This window comes from Burkholderia sp. JP2-270, from assembly GCF_003233675.1.
Taxonomy (GTDB): Bacteria; Pseudomonadota; Gammaproteobacteria; order Burkholderiales; family Burkholderiaceae; genus Burkholderia; species Burkholderia pyrrocinia_C.
Genome location: NZ_CP029825.1, coordinates 3,057,847 through 3,074,397, shown reverse-complemented (window position 1 = coordinate 3,074,397; position 16,551 = coordinate 3,057,847). Strand labels below are relative to the sequence as shown.

The window sequence follows — 16,551 nt, the reverse complement described above, 5'->3', positions numbered from 1 at the left end:
GGGGTGACCGGGGCCGGCGGCTATGACCGGAACGTGCGGCCGGCTGCACGCAGCGCGGCAATGCGCGGCGACACGCGATAGCGGTCCTCGCCGTAGCTCGCCGCGAGGTTCGACAGCACGCGAAACACGCGGCCGATGCCGATCGCATCGGCCCACGCGAGCGGGCCGCACGGGTAGTTCACGCCCTTCTCCATCGCGAGATCGAGATCGGCGGGCGAACACACGCCCTGGTTCACCGTGTCGGCCGCCTCGTTCGCGAGCATCGCGACGGTGCGCATCGCGACCATCCCCGGCACGTCGGCCACGCCGACGACGCGAAAACCCGCCTGCTGGAACAGGCCGACCGCGTCCGCATAGGCGGCGTCGCCGCACTGAAGCGCGCGCGTCAGCGCGACGAGCCCGGCCTGCGTGTAATCGCGCGCGAGGTCGACGAGCACGAGATCGGCCACGCCCGTTTGCGCGGCGCGCGCGGTCGCCGTGCGGCCGTCGGTCAGCGCGATCGATGCACGGCCGGCCGTCGCGAGCAGGTCGTCCGGATGCGCACCGGCCTGTCGGGCAAGCGCGATGCGTGCCGCGAAGCGCGCGTGCAGCGCGGCGGCCGGGCCGTCCTGCGCGTACAGCGCGACATCCGACGGCACGGCGCGCGGCGGTTCGAGATCGGGCGCGGGCGGCGTCGCGCCGTCCGCATACGAATAGAAGCCGCGCCCCGACTTGCGCCCGAGGAAGCCCGCATTCACGAGTTCCTGCTGGATTAGAGACGGCGTGTAGCGCGGGTCGTTGAAATACGCGCGGAACACCGATTCGGTCACCGCGAAGTTCACGTCGTGGCCGATCAGGTCCATCAGCTCGAACGGCCCCATCCGGAAGCCGCCGGCTTCGCGCATCACCGCGTCGATCGATGCCGGCGCGCCGCCCTGCTCGTTCAGCACGCGCAGCGCCTCCGCGTAATACGGCCGCGCGACGCGGTTCACGATGAAGCCCGGCGTCGATTTCGCCATCACGGGTTTTTTGCCCCACGCGGCCGCGGTCGCATAAAGGACCTGCGCAACGTCGGGCGCGGTGGCAAGCCCGCTGACCACCTCGACGAGCGCCATCAGCGGCGCCGGGTTGAAGAAATGCAGGCCGGCGACGCGCTGCGGCACGCGCAGCCCGGCCGCGATCGACGTGATCGAGATCGACGACGTGTTGGTCGCCAGCAGGCACGCGTCGTCGACATGGCGTTCGAGCGTCGCGAAAATGTCGCGCTTCACGTCAAGCCGTTCGGCCGCCGCCTCGACGATCAGCGCGGCGCCCGCCAGATCGGCCAGCGCACGCACCGCGCAGATCCGGTTGCCGGCTGCGTCGGCCTGTGCCGGTTCGAGCCGGCCTTTCTCCGCGAGCCGTGCGAACTGCGCGCGGATACCGGCCAGCGCGTTGTCGCAGGCGGCTTCGTTCAGGTCATACAGCAGCACCGTATGGCCGGCTGCCGCCGCGACCTGCGCAATACCCGCGCCCATCGCGCCGGCGCCGATCACGCCGACGATGGCCGACGGCGCCAGCGCGCCCGAGTTCACCGAATGTGCAGAAGAAACAGCCATCGCTTGCGATCCGTCATGAAGTGGAAGTGCGAGCGATTATAAACCGACCGGTCGGTAGATTTATGTCAGGGCGAGCCCGAATTTGTCGTGCAAGAGACCTTTACGGAAACTGCAAAGACATAAAATCGAAGAATTGGGGCACTTTTTTCAAACCGAAAGGTCAATGAAAGCGTTCGAATATGAGATAGCGGCCCCCAAACGCCTGATAAAATTCGACAACTCGACGGATTTCAGGGGGAAACCGCGTGTCACGCCGCCACCGACGTCGGTCGTTCGCCACCCTTCCGGGGTCGGAACCGAGCCTCCGTCCGGCGTGTCTTCACGATTGTTCTCCCCGCCATCGGCGGCCAGCCTCATCGAACCGTATCACCCAGCGACGGGCTCCAGCCCGCGCGCGCCCCTCGCCGCCTCAGGGCGGCGAACTCGAGGCAGCGCCGTTGCGCGCAGCCACCCTTCGGTTTCATCGTCCTCGTTCGGCGGATAGTACGGCCGGGCTTCGTCACCCCGTGACGGCGCGTCGCGCGCCGCCACTCGCATAAGGAAACCCTCCATGCCGCTCTCGTCCAACCAGCTCCCGCGCTGGACCCTCTGGGCCCCGCTTGCGGCCTGGCTGGTACTCGCGCTGTCGCGCGTCGTGCCGGCCGAAGGCCTCGTCATCGCGCTGTTCGCCGCCGCACTGGCAGGCGCCGTGTTCGCCGCCGTCCATCATGCGGAAGTCGTCGCGCACCGCGTCGGCGAACCGTTCGGCACGCTCGTGCTCGCGGTTGCCGTGACCGTCATCGAAGTCGCGCTGATCGTGTCGGTGATGCTCGGCGCGGGCCCCGAGAAATCGGGCCTCGCGCGCGACACCGTGTTCGCCGCCGTGATGATCATCTGCAACGGCATCGTCGGCATCTGCCTGCTGGTCGGCGCGTGGAAGCACGGCGAACAGGACTTCCAGGGGCGCGGCGCGAGCAAGGCGCTCGCGGTGCTGGCTTCGCTGTCGGTGCTGTCGCTCGTGATGCCGAATTACCTGAACGCGGTGCCGGGCCCGCAGTTCTCGAAATCGCAGCTCGCGTTCGCCGGCGTGTCGTCGCTCGTGCTGTACGGCGTGTTCGTGTTCGTGCAGACCGTGCGTCACCGCGACTACTTCCTCGCCGATCACGACAGCGCGAACGAAACGGTGCACGCGGCGCCGCCGAGCAACCGCACCGCGGCAATCAGCATGGTGCTGCTGTTCGCGAGCCTCGTCGCGGTCGTGCTGCTTGCGAAGCTGCTGTCGCCGGCCGTCGAGCACGCCGTGCTGAAGCTCGGTGCGCCCGAAGCCGCGGTCGGTATCGTGATCGCCGCGCTCGTGCTGCTGCCGGAAGGGCTCGCGGCCGTCACCGCCGCGCGCGCGAACCGCCTGCAGACCAGCATGAACCTCGCGCTCGGCTCGGCGCTCGCGAGCATCGGGTTGACGATCCCGACCGTCGCGGCCGTGTTCATCTGGGTCGGCCAGCCGCTCACGCTCGGCATCGGCGCGATGGAAACCGTGCTGCTGGCGCTCACCTTGCTGGTCAGCACGCTGACGCTCAGCCAGGGGCGCACGACGGTGCTGCACGGCGTCGTGCACCTGTCGCTGTTCGCCGCGTACCTGTTCCTGTCGATCACTCACTGACGCCGATCTGCGCGCGGCCCGGCGGATCGACCCCGCCGGCCCGTGCGCAGTCTTCCCTCCATTCGCTTCACGCCGCCGCTACCGGACCGGAATCACCAGATGCTGGCCCGCCAGGATCAGGTTCGGATTGGCCAGATTGTTGCGGCGCTGGATCTCGCGATAACGCTGGCCGCTGCCGAGCTTGCTCGCCGCGATCAGGTTCAGCGTGTCGCCCGCCTTCACCACGTACGTGTGCTCGCCCGACGCGGCCGCGGTCGTCACCGCCTGGTCGCTGACGAAGTACTTGCGCAGCAGGTCGAGATACTGCGGCGACTGCCTGAGCTTCGCGATCGCGGCGTTCAGGTAGATCAGCAGATCCTGGTCGTCGGCTCGCACGCCGATCTTGTATGCGATGTTCGAGCCCTCAAGCTTGGTCACCGCGAACTTCAGGTCGGTGTTCTTGATCGAGCTGACCGCGAACGGATAGTCGTAGATGAACGCGTCGACCGCATGACCGTCGATGCTCTTCGCGATGAACGCCGGATCGGAATCGTCGACCTCGACGAACCGGACGGTCGGATACTGGCGCGTGACGAATGCGCGCACGTCGGGGTCGCCCTTCAGGATGCCGACCGTCTTGCCCGCGAGATCGTCGGTCGAGCGGATCGCCGACCCTTGCCGCACGATCAGCGAATAGCCGAAATCGTCGACGTACGGCACCGAATAGACGATGCCGGCCGGCGTGTTGTCCGGGAACGTCAGCCCGTCCATCGCCACGTCGACGACGTGATTCCCCTTCGCGTCCGTGTCGAGCAACTGCTTCGGCACGCCCGGGTACGTGTCGACCTCGTGACGCGTATCGACGACGACCGGCTTGCCGCCGTGCGAGAACGACGGATCCGCGAACAGCAGCCGCGCGAATTCGACGTTGAAGCCGTGCGGTGCGCCCTTGTCCTCGCCAAAGAACGGCTCGCTCGGGTTCTGCACCGAGATCCGCACGATGCCGTTTTCGGCGATCGATTTCAGCGTGCTGGCCTGCGGCGTGAAGCCGGCCGGCAACACGTTGGCCGAAGGCGACGGCTGCGCGGGCTGGCCAGTGTCGCCCGCCTGTGCAGACGTCGAGGCCGGGGCCGCGTCATGCGCGGGAATCAGCGTCGACAGGCCGCCCTGATGCACGATCCATACACCGACGAGCACCACCAGAAACGCGATTGCGCCGAGAAGTTTTTTCATGGTTGCGTGCCTGCAGGAAGTTATTGTTGTTTCGACGGCAGCGCAGCGGGATTCGCCGCATCGGGTCCGGGAACGGGCACGTGACCGCCGGTCATCGCCTGCTGCTGCGCCTGCTTGACCTCGGGGTTATCCATCAGCGACGTCTCCATTTCGGAGAACGCCTTGTTGACCGAGCGCATCACCGAATCGACGGCCACGTCGGTCTTGATCTGCTCGAACGTGTCGGCCGTCTGCCGGCCCGCGAGCTTGTTCATCTGCTGCGCCGCCTGCGACATGTCCCACATCGCCTTCGCTCGGTCGATCGCCGACGCGAAATTCTTCAGTTCGGCCTGCACCTGCTTGTAGCGGCCTTCGCGAAACGCGAGCAACTGCTTCATCGTGTCGAGCTGCGACCGGAAGCGCGGCGCATCGTCCGGATACTGCTTCTCGAACAATTCCGTCTTGTTCTCGAAGTTCTTCACCTCGGTGCGGAACGCGGTGATGCTGTCCGCGAATTTCTGGGCCGCCTGGCGCTTTTCCGCGAGCTGGTTGATCAGCGTCTCGATCGGATTCGACTGCGCCTCCTCGACGATCATCTTCACCTTCTGGTTCGCGAACTTCATCGCGACGACCGGCGCGAAATAGATCGCGCCGAGGCCGATGACGGCCGCCGTGATCAGCGCGACCATCCCCTTCAGGACGAACAGCGCGGCCGGTGCCGCAATCGCGACGCCGGCGATGATGATCGCCCATTTGATCAGCTTTGCCTTGCCACTCCCCGAACTGCCGTTTGCTTCATTCGAAAGCTGCGACATGAGTTTTTCTCCTCGAATCTCGAACCGAACTGCGTGCGTTTGCTTCTTCAAGCTCACTCGAAATGCTTCGGACTCCGGTGCCGCCGGACGGTCGGAAAAACCGGCGGCGCAATGCAAGGACAGGCGCCGGCGGGCGTCACGAGACGCCGGTGTAGACGCCGTTCAGGATGCGGAGATCGGGGGCGGCAGGCTGCGGCCCGATGCGGCGGGCCGGGCCGGCATCGCTCATCGACGCGGCCGGCGCGCGGACGGGGAAGCGTACCGGCGCACGGTACGAAACGGGATGACGGATACGTGACGCGACGGGCGTCGGGAGAATCGTTGTTCCGGCGGGCCGACCGATGCGGCGCAGGAATTCCGGTACGAGTACGTGAAGGCTCATCGTTGTTCTTTTGCGTATCGCGGGTGCAGGAACCGCGCGGCCGGCGCGTCCCGCTCCAAATGCACTGGCGTATCGTGCGCCGACCGGCATGCAGCGTCAAGCGGTTGTCGCAGTGCAGCGAGCCGCCTCGTTCCGCCGTTGAAACGCAGGTGTCGAGGCGGCTTTCATGATGGTAAGGATTCGCCCGCCGGCCGCGTTCGATCAGGATTGCTTGCCGTCGCATGCGGCAAGCTTCCGGATTGAAAGCTTGTTACGCGGCACGCACGCGCTACGCCACCGCGCCGCCCTGCTCCTGCGCAAGAAACCGCTCGACCATCGCGTTGAACACCGGCAGCGCCGGGTTGTCGTTGTCCGCGCGCCACGCGAGATACAGCTCGGCCGCCACGTCGACGCCCGCAAGCGGCCGGAACACCACGCCGTCCACATGCAGCTCGCGCGCCGACGCCGGCACGAGTGCCGCGCCGAGCCCCGCGCGCACGAGGCCGAGGATCGTATGCGTCTGCCCGACGTAATGCAGGTAGTTCGGCAGCCTGCCTGCGTTCGCGAACAGGCCGGAGATCATGTCGTGGAAATACTTCCCCTCGTTCGGCGAATACGCGATGAACGGCTGCCGGTCGAGATCGTCGGGGCCGATGCGCTCGCACGCGGCGAGCGGCGCGCCTTGCGCGACCGCGACCAGCATCGGTTCGCGCTGCACGAGCCGGTATTCGAGCGGCTGGCGCGCGGCCCGCTGGCGCACGAAGCCCGCGTCGAGCATCCGCGAAGCGAGCGCGTCGATCTGCACGGTCGACACCATCTCGCGCAATTCGACGTCGACGTCCGGCAGCGCGTGCGCGGCGTGCGCCAGCAGCATCGGAATCATCCGGTACGCGCTGACGGCCGTGAAGCCGAGCGTGATGCGGCCGGCCCCGCCGTGCGCAACGCGCTGCGCGGCCTGCTCGGCCCGCGCGGAGAATTCGAGGATGTGGCGCGCGTCGCGCAGGAAGCGCTCGCCGGCCGCGGTCAGGCTCACCTGCCGGCTGCTGCGTTCGAGCAGCGCGATGCCAAGCGCGTGCTCGAGCAACTGGATCTGCCGGCTGAGCGGCGGTTGCGTCATGAATAGCCGCCTGGCCGCGCGGCCGAAATGAAGCTCCTCGGCCACCGCGACGAAGCAGCGAAGCTGGTGCAGTTCAATCATCCAAATCTTGAATCAATCGATAGTCTTTTGATGTTAGACCGATATCGATACGATTTCTATACTCGGTTGCACCTGATGCGCGGCCCGCGCCGCACACGACGACCGAAACCCTCATGACCATCGACATCCTGCTGACCCAGCCGCTCCCCGACGCGATCGACGCCGAACTGTCCGCCCGTTACGCGGTGCACCGGCTGTATGCGGCCGAGCAACCGGACGCGCTGATCGACCGCGTGGCCGCTCGCATTCGCGGTGTCGTAACCGGCGGCGCGAACGGCGTGCCCGCCGCGCTGATGGACCGGCTGACCGCGCTCGAAATCATTGCGATCAGCGGCATCGGCACCGACGCCGTCGATCTCGACCGTGCGCGTGCACGCGGCATCCACGTGACGACGACGCCCGACGTGCTGACCGACGACGTCGCCGACATGGCGATGGGGCTGATCCTGATGACGCTGCGCGATCTCGGCGCCGGCGAGCGGATCGTGCGCGCCGGCCGCTGGGGCAACGCGGTGCAGCCGCTCGCCACGCAGGTAACGGGCAAGCGGCTCGGCATCGTCGGGCTCGGCCGTGTCGGGCGCGCGATCGCGCAGCGCGCGCAGCCGTTCCGGATGACCGTCAGCTACTTCGGCCCGCGCGAGCATCGCGACAGCGGCTATCGCTTCGTGCCCGACCTCACCGCGCTCGCACGCGACAGCGACGTGCTCGTGATTGCGGCATCGGCCGATCACGGCAACGTGCTCGTGACGGCCGACGTGCTGGCCGCGCTCGGTCCAAAAGGATTCCTGATCAATGTCGCGCGCGGCAAGCTGGTCGACGAAGCTGCGCTCGTGCGCGCGCTCGCCGACGGCACGATCGCCGGCGCCGGCCTCGACGTGTTCGCGAACGAGCCGCACGTGCCGGCCGCGCTGCTCGAGCTCGATCGCGTCGTCGTGCAGCCGCACCGCGCGAGCGCGACGCACGAAACGCGCAACGAGATGGGCCGGATCGTGCTAGCCAACCTCGCCGCGTGCTTTGCAGGCCAGCGTCCGCCGACCAGCGTCACGGGCTGACTGCCGCACGACCAGCCCGCCGTTACAACACCGGATGCCTCCGCACGACGGGGGCCAGGAGACACGCATGCCCAATCGATCCAGCGGCGCCGCCCTCGCCGCGTCGCCCGCCGCGTCGCGCACGATCGGCCGCGTCCGCTATGCGGTCCTCGCGCTGATTTTCGCGGTCACCGTCATCAACTATGCGGACCGCGCGACGATGTCGATCGCCGGCACCGGCGTCGCGCACGACCTCTCGCTGTCGCCCGTGCAACTCGGCATCGTCTTTTCGGCGTTCGCATGGGCCTACGCGATCGGCCAGGTCCCGGGCGGCTGGCTGCTCGACCGCTTCGGCGCGCGGCGCATATACGGCCTGAGCCTGCTGCTGTGGTCGGCATTCACGATGCTGCAGGGCACGGTCGGCTGGCTTGCCGTGCAGGGTGCGTCCGCGACGCTCGTGCTGTTCGCGATGCGCTTCATGCTCGGCCTCGTCGAATCGCCGGCGTTCCCGGCCAATTCGCGAATCGTCGCGTGCTGGTTCCCGACCGCCGAGCGCGGCACGGCGTCGGCGCTGTTCAATTCCGCGCAATACATGGCCGTCGTGCTGTTCACGCCGGCGATGGCATGGCTCACGCATGCGCTCGGCTGGGAGCACGTGTTCCTGTGGATGGGGATGCTCGGCATCGCGCTCGCCGCGCTGTGGTTCGCGTGGTATCGCGAGCCGCATGGCCATCCGCGCGTAACCGACGCGGAGCGCGATTACCTGCGCGCACACGGCGCGCTCGTCGATCTCGAGGCGAACCGCATCCGGCAACGGCCGCGTGTGTCGTGGCACGACGCGTCCCAACTGTTCCGCCACCGGAACCTGTGGGCGATCTACATCGGCCAGTACTGCATCACGGCGCTCTCCTACTTCTTCATCACGTGGTTCCCGATCTACCTGATCAAGGGGCGCGGGATGACGATCATGGAGGCCGGCTGGGTTGCCGCGCTGCCGGCGCTCTGCGGGTTCACGGGCGGCGTGCTCGGCGGCGTGCTGTCGGACTGGCTGATCCGGCGCGGCGTGCATCCGTCGCGGGCACGCAAGACGCCATTCGTCGCGGGGATGGCGATGGCGACGCTGCTCGTGCTCGCGAACGGCGCGTCGTCGAACACGGCCGTGATCGCGCTGATGACGATCGCGTTCTTCGGCAAGGGGCTCGCTGCGGTCGGCTGGGCCGTGCTCGCCGACACCGCGCCGGAAGGGATGGTCGGCCTGAGCGGCGGCGTGTTCAATGGCCTCGGCAACATCGCCGGGATCGTCACGCCGCTCGCGATCGGCTATTTCGTCGCCAGCACTGGCTCCTTCTCCGGAGCATTGTGGTTCGTCGCCGCGCACGGGCTGATCGGCATAGCCGCATACGCATGGATCGCGGGCCGCTTCGAACGGATTCGCATCACGCCGTCGGGCGCATGAACATCGCGATGACGCATGCGGTCCGGGCGGCGCGCGCCCGCATGGGCCCTCAAGCGCGCTTGCGGCCGCCCGGCATCTGCTCGACCGTCAGACGGTCGAGTTCGCGCAGGTCGTTCTCCAGCGCGGGCGTGAGCGTCGTGCGCAGGTGGTCGAGGAACGTGCGGATCTTCGCGTCGAGATAGCGGCGCGTCGCGTAGACGGCATACACGCTCACCGTCTGCAGCCGGTACTCGGGCAGCACGCGGATCAGCCGTCCTGCACGGATATCGTCGAGCACCGTATACAGTGCGACGCACGCGATCCCGCGCCCGGCGCGCACCGCGACGCACAGCGCGTCCGGCACGTTGACCTGGAACGGCGCCGGCTGCAGCGCGTAGACAGTCTCCTCGCCGTCGTTACGCTCGAGCCGCCATTCGCCGGCCGGCGACGCGGGCGTATCGAGGCGCAGGCACACATGGTTCGGCAATTCGTCGGGCGACTGCGGCGTGCCGTGCCGCGCCAGATATTCGCGCGACGCGACGAGCACGCTGCAGCTCGTGCCGCAGGTCTGCGCGACGTAACCCGAATCGGGCAACTGCGAAGCCGTCACGATCGACACGTCGTAGCCTTCCTCGACGAGATTCGGCATCCGCTGCGCGAGCGTCAGCTCGACCGACACGTCGGGATTGTCCTCCTGGTAGCGGACGATCGACGACACGACATGACTCTGCCCGAGCCCCGTCATCGCATGAATGCGCATCTTGCCGCTCGGCCGCAGCAGTGCGTTGCGCGCCTCCGCGTTCGCGTAGTCGATTTCCGCGAGGATCGATTTCGCGCGCTCGAAATAGCGTTCGCCGCTTTCGGTAAGGCCGAGATGGCGCGTCGTGCGATGCAGCAGGCGCGTCTGTACGTGCGCTTCGAGGTTCGATACCGCGCGCGACACCTGCGCGGTGGTCGCGTCGATTTCCTTCGCGACCGCCGTAAAACTGCCGGCTTCGACGACGCGCACGAACAGGCGCATGTTTTCGAGCATGTCCATTGAATTGGCTTGGAGAGAGTCAGTGGGGAGACGTCGGCGGCGCTCGCGTCAGGTGGGGAACGGAATGCGGCCTCGAACCACGTCGAATCGATCACCGTGCCGGGGGAAAGGCGGGAGAGCGGGCATCGCGTACGTGGTTCTGGGAGATCGGGGATTCGGTGGCCGGAATTGTACGCCGCCGCAGACAAATTTGCGCTATTGCCAGCAGCCCAAACTTTCGTCAGATGAAAGGCTTATGCAAGGCTCGTTCATCGTGCGCGTGCAACGTCTTGATGCAGCGCGACAATTTGTATCACAACGCGATATAATTCCACCCTTGTCGCCGCGCATACCCGCGCTGTCATTTTTACCGCTTACCGTCCATGTCGTCAGGCTCATCTTCGTCGCGCCGCACGTTGCGCCAATGGCTGCACAGCTTCATTCCTCATCCGATGACGCTCGGCTGGCGCGAGCGCCTGCGTTCGTGCACGGGCGCGCTCGTCGGCATCGCGACGGTCGGCGTCACGATGCGGCTGCTGCCCGGCGTGCCGGGCCTCATGCCGCTGCTCGTCGCACCGATGGGGGCATCGGCCGTGCTGCTGTTCGCGGTGCCGGCGAGCCCGCTCGCGCAGCCGTGGTCGATCATCGGCGGCAATCTCGTCGCGGCGACGGTCGGTGTCGCATGCGCGCAATGGATCGCCGATCCGATTACAGCCGCCGCGGTCGCGATCGCGTGCGCGATCGGCGGCATGTTCGCGCTGCGCTGCGTGCATCCGCCGTCGGGCGCCGTCGCGCTCACGGCCGTGGTCGGCGGCCCGGCAATCCATTCGCTCGGATTCAGCTTCGTGCTGGAACCGATCGCACTGCAATCGGCGATCCTGCTGTCGGCCGCGCTCGCATATCACGCACTGACCGGGCACCGCTACCCGCATGGCGGCGCGCGCGCCGAAGCGAAACCGCTCGCAGGCGGCGCCGCACCGGCACGCGGCGGCTTCACGCGCGGCGACCTCGACGCGGTGCTGAAGCGTCGCGGCGAATGGCTCGACGTCGATCCGGACGACCTTGAAACGCTGCTGCGCGAAACCGAGATGCAGGCCTATGCGCGCACGTTCGGACAGCTCAAGTGCGCCGACCTGATGACGAAGCATGCAATCGAGGTCGCGCCGTCGACGTCGGTGACGGCCGCGCTCACGCTGCTCGACCGCCACCGCGTGAAGGCGCTGCCGGTCGTCGACGGCGAAGGCCGCCTGGCCGGCATCGTCACGCGCGCCGACCTCACGCGCCAGCTGCGCCGCCCGCCCCCGCTGTGGCAACGCCTGTCCGCCCGGCTGCCGCAATCGCTCGGAGGCCAGCCCGCGAGCGTCGCCTCGGTGATGACGCGCGACGTCGCGTTCGTGCCGGAAACGATGCCGATCACGGCGCTCGTGCCGCTGTTCACGCATTCGGGCCACCACCATATTCCGGTTGTCGATGCGTCGCGCCGGCTCGTCGGGATCATTACGCAGACGGATCTCGTCACGGGCCTCTACCAGCAGACGCAGATGCTCGAGGCTGCCTGACACAAGCGCAATGCACCGATGCAACGCGGAATGAATTCATTCCGCCTTAATTCGGCCATTTATATCATGTTGTGATATATTTATCGCTTCCGAAACCGACTGCCTGCCCTCGATGAACGATACCCGACGCGCGCTGAACAAAAGCGATTTCCAGCAACTGTCCGAGTTCCGCTACCAGATGCGCCGCTTCGAGCGCTTCTCCGAACGCGCCGCGCAAAGCGAAGGCGTGACGCCGCTGCAATACCTGCTGCTGCTGCACATCAAGGGTTATCCGCATCGCGAATGGGCAACCATCGGCGAGCTCGCGGAACGCCTGCAGGCGCAGCATCACGGCGTCGTCGCGCTGGTGACGCGCTGCGAAGCGCTCGGGCTCGTGAAGCGCAAGACGAGCGAAGCCGACCGCCGGCAGGTCGAGGTTCATCTCGAACAAGCCGGCGAGACGCTGCTCGCCCGCCTCGCGGCGATGCATCGCGCCGAGCTGAAGTCGCTCAAGGGCACGTTCCAGGTTCCCCAGATCGATTACTGACCCTCGCTTTTTCCACTCCAATGAACGCACCGCACAAACGCGATTTCTCGACCAACGAACGCCTGCCCAGGATCGCGTTGCTTGCTGCCGGGATCGGCCTGCTCAGCACGCTCGCCGCGTTCATGCTGTTGAGTCTGATCCATCTGTTCACGAACCTGTTCTTCTTCCAGCAGCTCTCGTTCGCCGACCGCTCTCCGGCGAATCATACGCTCCGCGCATGGGTAATCGTCGTGCCGGTGATCGGCGGGTTGATCGTCGGGATGATGGCGCGCTTCGGTTCGGAAAAGATTCGCGGCCACGGCATTCCGGAAGCGATCGAGGCGATCCTGTTCGGCAAAAGCCGCATGTCGCCGAAGGTCGCGATCCTCAAGCCGCTGTCGTCCGGCGTCGTGATCGGCAGCGGCGGCCCATTCGGCGCCGAAGGCCCGATCATCATGACGGGCGGCGCGCTCGGCTCGCTGATCGCGCAATGCGTGCACGTGACCGCCGCCGAGCGCAAGACGCTGCTCGTCGCCGGCGCGGCCGCCGGCATGACGGCCGTGTTCGGCACGCCGGTCGCCGCCGTGCTGCTCGCGGTCGAGCTGCTGCTGTTCGAATGGCGTCCGCGCAGTTTCCTGCCGGTCGCGCTCGCATGCGCGGTGGCCGGTTTCGCACGGGCGCTGTTCTTCGGCGTCGATCCGCTGTTTCCGCTCGCCACGGCCGCGCCGACGCCCGTCGCGCTGCTGTCGTGCATCGTCGCGGGCCTGCTGTCGGGCATGCTCGCCTGCGGCCTGTCGGCCGCGCTGTACCGCGTCGAGGACACCTTCGCGAAGCTGCCCGTGCACTGGATGTGGTGGCCCGCGCTCGGCGCGATCGTGATCGGCATCGGCGGCTGGCTCGAACCGCGCGCGCTCGGCGTCGGTTACGACGTGATCGGCGACCTGCTGCACCAGCACATCGCGCTGAAGATCGCGCTCGCGCTGCTGATCGTGAAGGCCGTGATGTGGGTGATCGCGCTCGGCTCGGGTACGTCGGGCGGTGTGCTCGCCCCACTGCTGATGCTCGGCGCCGGCCTCGGCACCGTGCTGTCGCCGGTGCTGCCGGGCGGCGATCCGGCGCTGTGGCCGCTCGTGTGCATGGCTGCGACACTCGGGGCAACGCTGGGTGCCCCGCTGACCGCGATCGTGTTCGCGTTCGGCCTCACGCACGACGCCAACGCGCTGCTGCCGCTGCTCGCGGCGACGCTCGTCGCGCACGGTTTCGCGACCGTCGTGATGAAGCGCTCGATCATGACGGAAAAGATCGCGCGCCGCGGCTATCACATCTATCGCGAATACGGCGTCGATCCGCTCGAGCGGCATGACGTCGGCGAAGTGATGACGTCCGCCGACCGGCTCGTCGCGATCGACGGCGCGTCGACGCTCGATGCCGTCGAAACGCAGTACTTCGGCGCGAAGCAGACGCATCGCGCGTACCCGGTCGTGCAGAACGGCCGCCTGCTCGGCCTCGTCGATCGCGCGACGCTCGACGCGCAGCGCGCACACGCCGCGGCCGATACACCGATCTCGGCCGCGTTCGCCGACCGCGTGCCGGCCGTCGCGCTTGCGCACGAAACGTGCCGCGTCGTCGCATCGCGACTCGCGATGCTCGGCCTCGAACGCCTGCCGGTCGTAGACGACGAGCAATCGCTGCGCATCACGGGCATCGTGTCGCGCAGCGACCTGATCAAGCCCGCGCTCCAGCACTTCGACGACGAACAGAAGCGCGAGCGCTTCCGTCCGATCGTCCCGGCCAACCTGCGCAACATCGGCGCGCGCAAGGCCGGCTGACGCATCCAGCGTGCGCGGCACCGTGGCCGCGCACTGCTTCATCATCATCCCGCCTCACCCAGCTGCACGATGCGGCGCGCGCCTCGCGCACCGCATCGCTTTCCACTGCTCCCCGCGTTTAAAGTTGGTTAACAATCCAACCGACGAAAGTTTGTCATCATGGTACCCATGCGACGGGGCCACCATAATCAGCCATTCCACTTCGCGATCAGATAAAGAGTCGTGGCACGGCATGCAGACACATGCCGCTCGCCGCGACCGTCACGTCACCACACGATCGGGCAGCGCGCCGACCGGGCAACGCATGACGTCGTTGCCGCACCGCCCGTCCACCGACGGGCCGCACACGATGCATGCCGCGCCGCAGCAGAGTGCGCAGCACCGTAGCCGCCGTTTGGCAAGCGCGTTAACAACTTGTTTCGGAATAGCCGGAACCGTGCTTGCCTGATGCGATCTCACTAGCACGCAGTACTGCTGCGCATCCCACTCAATCAATCACGACTCGAGGGAGATAACGTGAACGTGAAATACTTACCGCTCATCGCATTGACCGTGGCATTTTCTGCTCATGCAGCCGATTCTGCCCTGCAGAACGTGGGACAAAGCCAGAAACCCGCCGACCAGGTGGCGCAGTGCATCGCGAAGACCTGGGCCGACAAGTCGCAGCAACAGGTGACGTCGCAGTATGAACTGGCGAACGGCCTCGCGATGGCAGTCTATGCACCGGGCCAGCAGCCGCCGAATGGCGCCGCTGCCGTGGTGCGCCCGGCCAACGCCGCAAACGCGAAGACCTGGGTCGGTTTCCGCGGCGGCGATGCGTCGTCGGCCGGCGACATCAACGCCTGCCTGTAACGAGACGAGAACAGGCGCTCCGGATGGCCTTGCGCCATCCGCTTGCGACAAGCCCCGCTTCGGCGGGGCTTTTCTTTTTGTGCCGCCCGCGCTTACAGGTAGCTGCAGACGTAGTCGAGCGTCTCGAGCACTTCGATGTCGAAGCGGCTCTTGCCCGGCACCGAGAACGATTCGCCGGCGCCGTAGGTCTGCCATTCGCTGCTGCCGTCGAGCTTCACGCGGCACTTGCCGGCCTGCACTTCCATCAATTCGGGCGCGTCCGTACCGAAGTTGAGCGCGCACGGCAGGATCACGCCGAGCGTCTTGCGCGTGCCGTCCGGGAAGAGCACGGTATGCGACACGCACTTGCCGTCGAAATAGACGTTCGCGCGCTTGACGACCGATACGTTGTCGAATTGGGTTGCACTGGTCATGTGATGCCTCTGATTGCTGGATGCCGGATGGCGATGTTGTTGGAGGCCGGCCGGAGCGGCGGGCCGGCCGCTATGATACCGGCTTGCGCGGCGTGCGCCGGAACTGCGTGCCCGCCGGGCAAGCGTCGTGTGCGTCGAATGACGGCAGCGCTGTGCACCCGATCTTCAGGATCACTATGCGATGACGGTCGCCGCCCGAGATACCGGCTCATCGCAGCCCCTTGCGTCGCGCCGAATCGCGCAGGCAATCGAGCAGCATCGCCGCAGCCGGTGTCAGCGGGCTGTCGCGGCGCGTGACGACCTGCACCGACACCGCCGGCAAACGCTCGCGAATCGGCAGCACCGTCAACTGATCGCGTGCCCACTCGCCCTGAAGCAGTTGTTCGGGCATCGACGCGATCAGGTCGCAACCCGTCATCAGGCTGTGCGCGAGCCCGAAGCTCGGACATTCGACGATGCGCGCCGGCACCGGCAACCCGTGCGCGACGAACGAATTGAACAGCGCCTGCGTCGAGCTTTCCGGCGACGGATTCATCAGCCAGTCGGCCTCGACGAGATCGGCGAGCGACGTGGCCGACGCGAGCGGATGCTCGTTGCGCGCGACGATCAGCGAGCGGCTCGCATAGAGCTCCGCATGATCGAACTCGGCCGCCAGTAGTTCGGGCACGACGACAGCCACCGCAAAATCGAGCGAGCCGTCGTGCAGGCGCGGCAGCGCCACGCCCGGAAACCCTTCGATCAGGTTGACGCGCGCCACCGGAAAGCGGCGCCGGAACGCGCGAAACGCATCGGGCAGGATCGTCACCGCGGCGGCCGGCGTGATCGCCGCCGCGACGGAGCCCGTCGTCGCCCCCTGCACCTGCTCGATGTCGTCGCGGGCGCGCTGCATTTCGGCGACGATCAGCCGCGCGCGCACCTGCAATTGCTGGCCGAATGCGGTGAGCTGCACGCCGCGCGCGGTGCGCACGACGAGCGATACGCGGAGCGCGATCTCCAGTTCCTTGACCGCCTTCGTCAGCGCCGCCGGGGACACGTTCAAGCGCCGCGCGGCCGCGCGGATGCTCCCCTCTTCTGCGACGGTGACGAACGCTTTCAACTGATGGTATTTCATGGCGGCGATGCGTGATC

15 protein-coding genes are annotated in these 16,551 nt (G+C 67.2%); 7 read left to right on the top strand and 8 right to left on the bottom strand.

Annotated features, from left to right (window positions below):
• Positions 1 to 20: 20 nt before the first annotated feature.
• Positions 21 to 1,577, bottom strand: a complete 1,557-nt coding sequence (locus DM992_RS32055; protein ID WP_111020121.1) for a 3-hydroxyacyl-CoA dehydrogenase — start codon at positions 1,575 to 1,577, stop codon at positions 21 to 23.
• A 550-nt stretch (positions 1,578 to 2,127) separates the two neighbouring features.
• Here DM992_RS32055 and DM992_RS32050 point away from each other — a divergent pair.
• Positions 2,128 to 3,216, top strand: coding sequence for an ionic transporter y4hA (locus tag DM992_RS32050; protein ID WP_111020120.1), 1,089 nt, complete (start codon positions 2,128 to 2,130; stop codon positions 3,214 to 3,216).
• 78 nt (positions 3,217 to 3,294) lie between these two features.
• Here the strand turns inward: DM992_RS32050 and DM992_RS32045 are convergent, their stop codons facing one another.
• The 4 genes from DM992_RS32045 to DM992_RS32030 all read right to left on the bottom strand — a co-directional run bounded on the left by DM992_RS32045 (position 3,295) and on the right by DM992_RS32030 (position 6,781).
• Positions 3,295 to 4,428 carry a transporter substrate-binding domain-containing protein gene (locus tag DM992_RS32045; protein WP_111020119.1) on the bottom strand — a complete coding sequence of 378 codons (1,134 nt, stop codon included), beginning with the start codon at positions 4,426 to 4,428 and terminating at the stop codon, positions 3,295 to 3,297.
• A 20-nt stretch (positions 4,429 to 4,448) separates the two neighbouring features.
• A complete protein-coding gene (locus DM992_RS32040; RefSeq protein ID WP_111020118.1) occupies positions 4,449 to 5,222 on the bottom strand; it encodes a hypothetical protein in 774 nt (257 codons plus the stop codon).
• A 136-nt stretch (positions 5,223 to 5,358) separates the two neighbouring features.
• Entirely contained in the window at positions 5,359 to 5,604 is a 246-nt protein-coding gene (locus tag DM992_RS32035; protein ID WP_111020117.1) for a hypothetical protein, read from the bottom strand.
• A 268-nt stretch (positions 5,605 to 5,872) separates the two neighbouring features.
• Positions 5,873 to 6,781: a LysR substrate-binding domain-containing protein gene (locus DM992_RS32030; protein ID WP_111020116.1), complete on the bottom strand. Its 909-nt coding sequence runs from the start codon at positions 6,779 to 6,781 to the stop codon at positions 5,873 to 5,875.
• Between the two features lie 113 nt (positions 6,782 to 6,894).
• On the opposite strand from DM992_RS32030, the gene DM992_RS32025 reads away from it, so the two are divergent.
• Together DM992_RS32025 and DM992_RS32020 are read left to right on the top strand one after the other, a co-directional pair.
• A complete protein-coding gene (locus DM992_RS32025) occupies positions 6,895 to 7,833 on the top strand; it encodes a 2-hydroxyacid dehydrogenase (protein ID WP_111020115.1) in 939 nt (312 codons plus the stop codon).
• Positions 7,834 to 7,900: 67 nt separating this feature from the next.
• Positions 7,901 to 9,268, top strand: coding sequence for an MFS transporter (locus tag DM992_RS32020; protein ID WP_111020114.1), 1,368 nt, complete (start codon positions 7,901 to 7,903; stop codon positions 9,266 to 9,268).
• Positions 9,269 to 9,317: 49 nt separating this feature from the next.
• On the opposite strand, the gene DM992_RS32015 is transcribed toward DM992_RS32020, so the two are convergent.
• Complete coding sequence (locus tag DM992_RS32015; protein WP_111020113.1) at positions 9,318 to 10,286, bottom strand: LysR family transcriptional regulator; 969 nt, start codon at positions 10,284 to 10,286, stop codon at positions 9,318 to 9,320.
• 362 nt (positions 10,287 to 10,648) lie between these two features.
• Here DM992_RS32015 and DM992_RS32010 point away from each other — a divergent pair, with 362 nt between their 5' ends.
• The 4 genes from DM992_RS32010 (at position 10,649) to DM992_RS31995 (ending at position 15,010) form a co-directional block, all read left to right on the top strand.
• Positions 10,649 to 11,824: an HPP family protein gene (locus DM992_RS32010; RefSeq protein ID WP_111020112.1), complete on the top strand. Its 1,176-nt coding sequence runs from the start codon at positions 10,649 to 10,651 to the stop codon at positions 11,822 to 11,824.
• A 112-nt stretch (positions 11,825 to 11,936) separates the two neighbouring features.
• Positions 11,937 to 12,350, top strand: a complete 414-nt coding sequence (locus DM992_RS32005; RefSeq protein WP_072438765.1) for a helix-turn-helix domain-containing protein — start codon at positions 11,937 to 11,939, stop codon at positions 12,348 to 12,350.
• A 20-nt stretch (positions 12,351 to 12,370) separates the two neighbouring features.
• Positions 12,371 to 14,158: a chloride channel protein gene (locus DM992_RS32000; RefSeq protein WP_111020111.1), complete on the top strand. Its 1,788-nt coding sequence runs from the start codon at positions 12,371 to 12,373 to the stop codon at positions 14,156 to 14,158.
• A 516-nt stretch (positions 14,159 to 14,674) separates the two neighbouring features.
• Positions 14,675 to 15,010 carry a hypothetical protein gene (locus DM992_RS31995; protein WP_174418674.1) on the top strand — a complete coding sequence of 112 codons (336 nt, stop codon included), beginning with the start codon at positions 14,675 to 14,677 and terminating at the stop codon, positions 15,008 to 15,010.
• A gap of 92 nt (positions 15,011 to 15,102) precedes the next feature.
• On the opposite strand, the gene DM992_RS31990 is transcribed toward DM992_RS31995, so the two are convergent.
• Together DM992_RS31990 and DM992_RS31985 are read right to left on the bottom strand one after the other, a co-directional pair.
• Entirely contained in the window at positions 15,103 to 15,423 is a 321-nt protein-coding gene (locus tag DM992_RS31990; RefSeq protein ID WP_006478890.1) for a pyrimidine/purine nucleoside phosphorylase, read from the bottom strand.
• Between the two features lie 208 nt (positions 15,424 to 15,631).
• Entirely contained in the window at positions 15,632 to 16,534 is a 903-nt protein-coding gene (locus DM992_RS31985) for a LysR substrate-binding domain-containing protein (RefSeq protein ID WP_111020110.1), read from the bottom strand.
• Between the last annotated feature and the right edge of the window lie 17 nt (positions 16,535 to 16,551).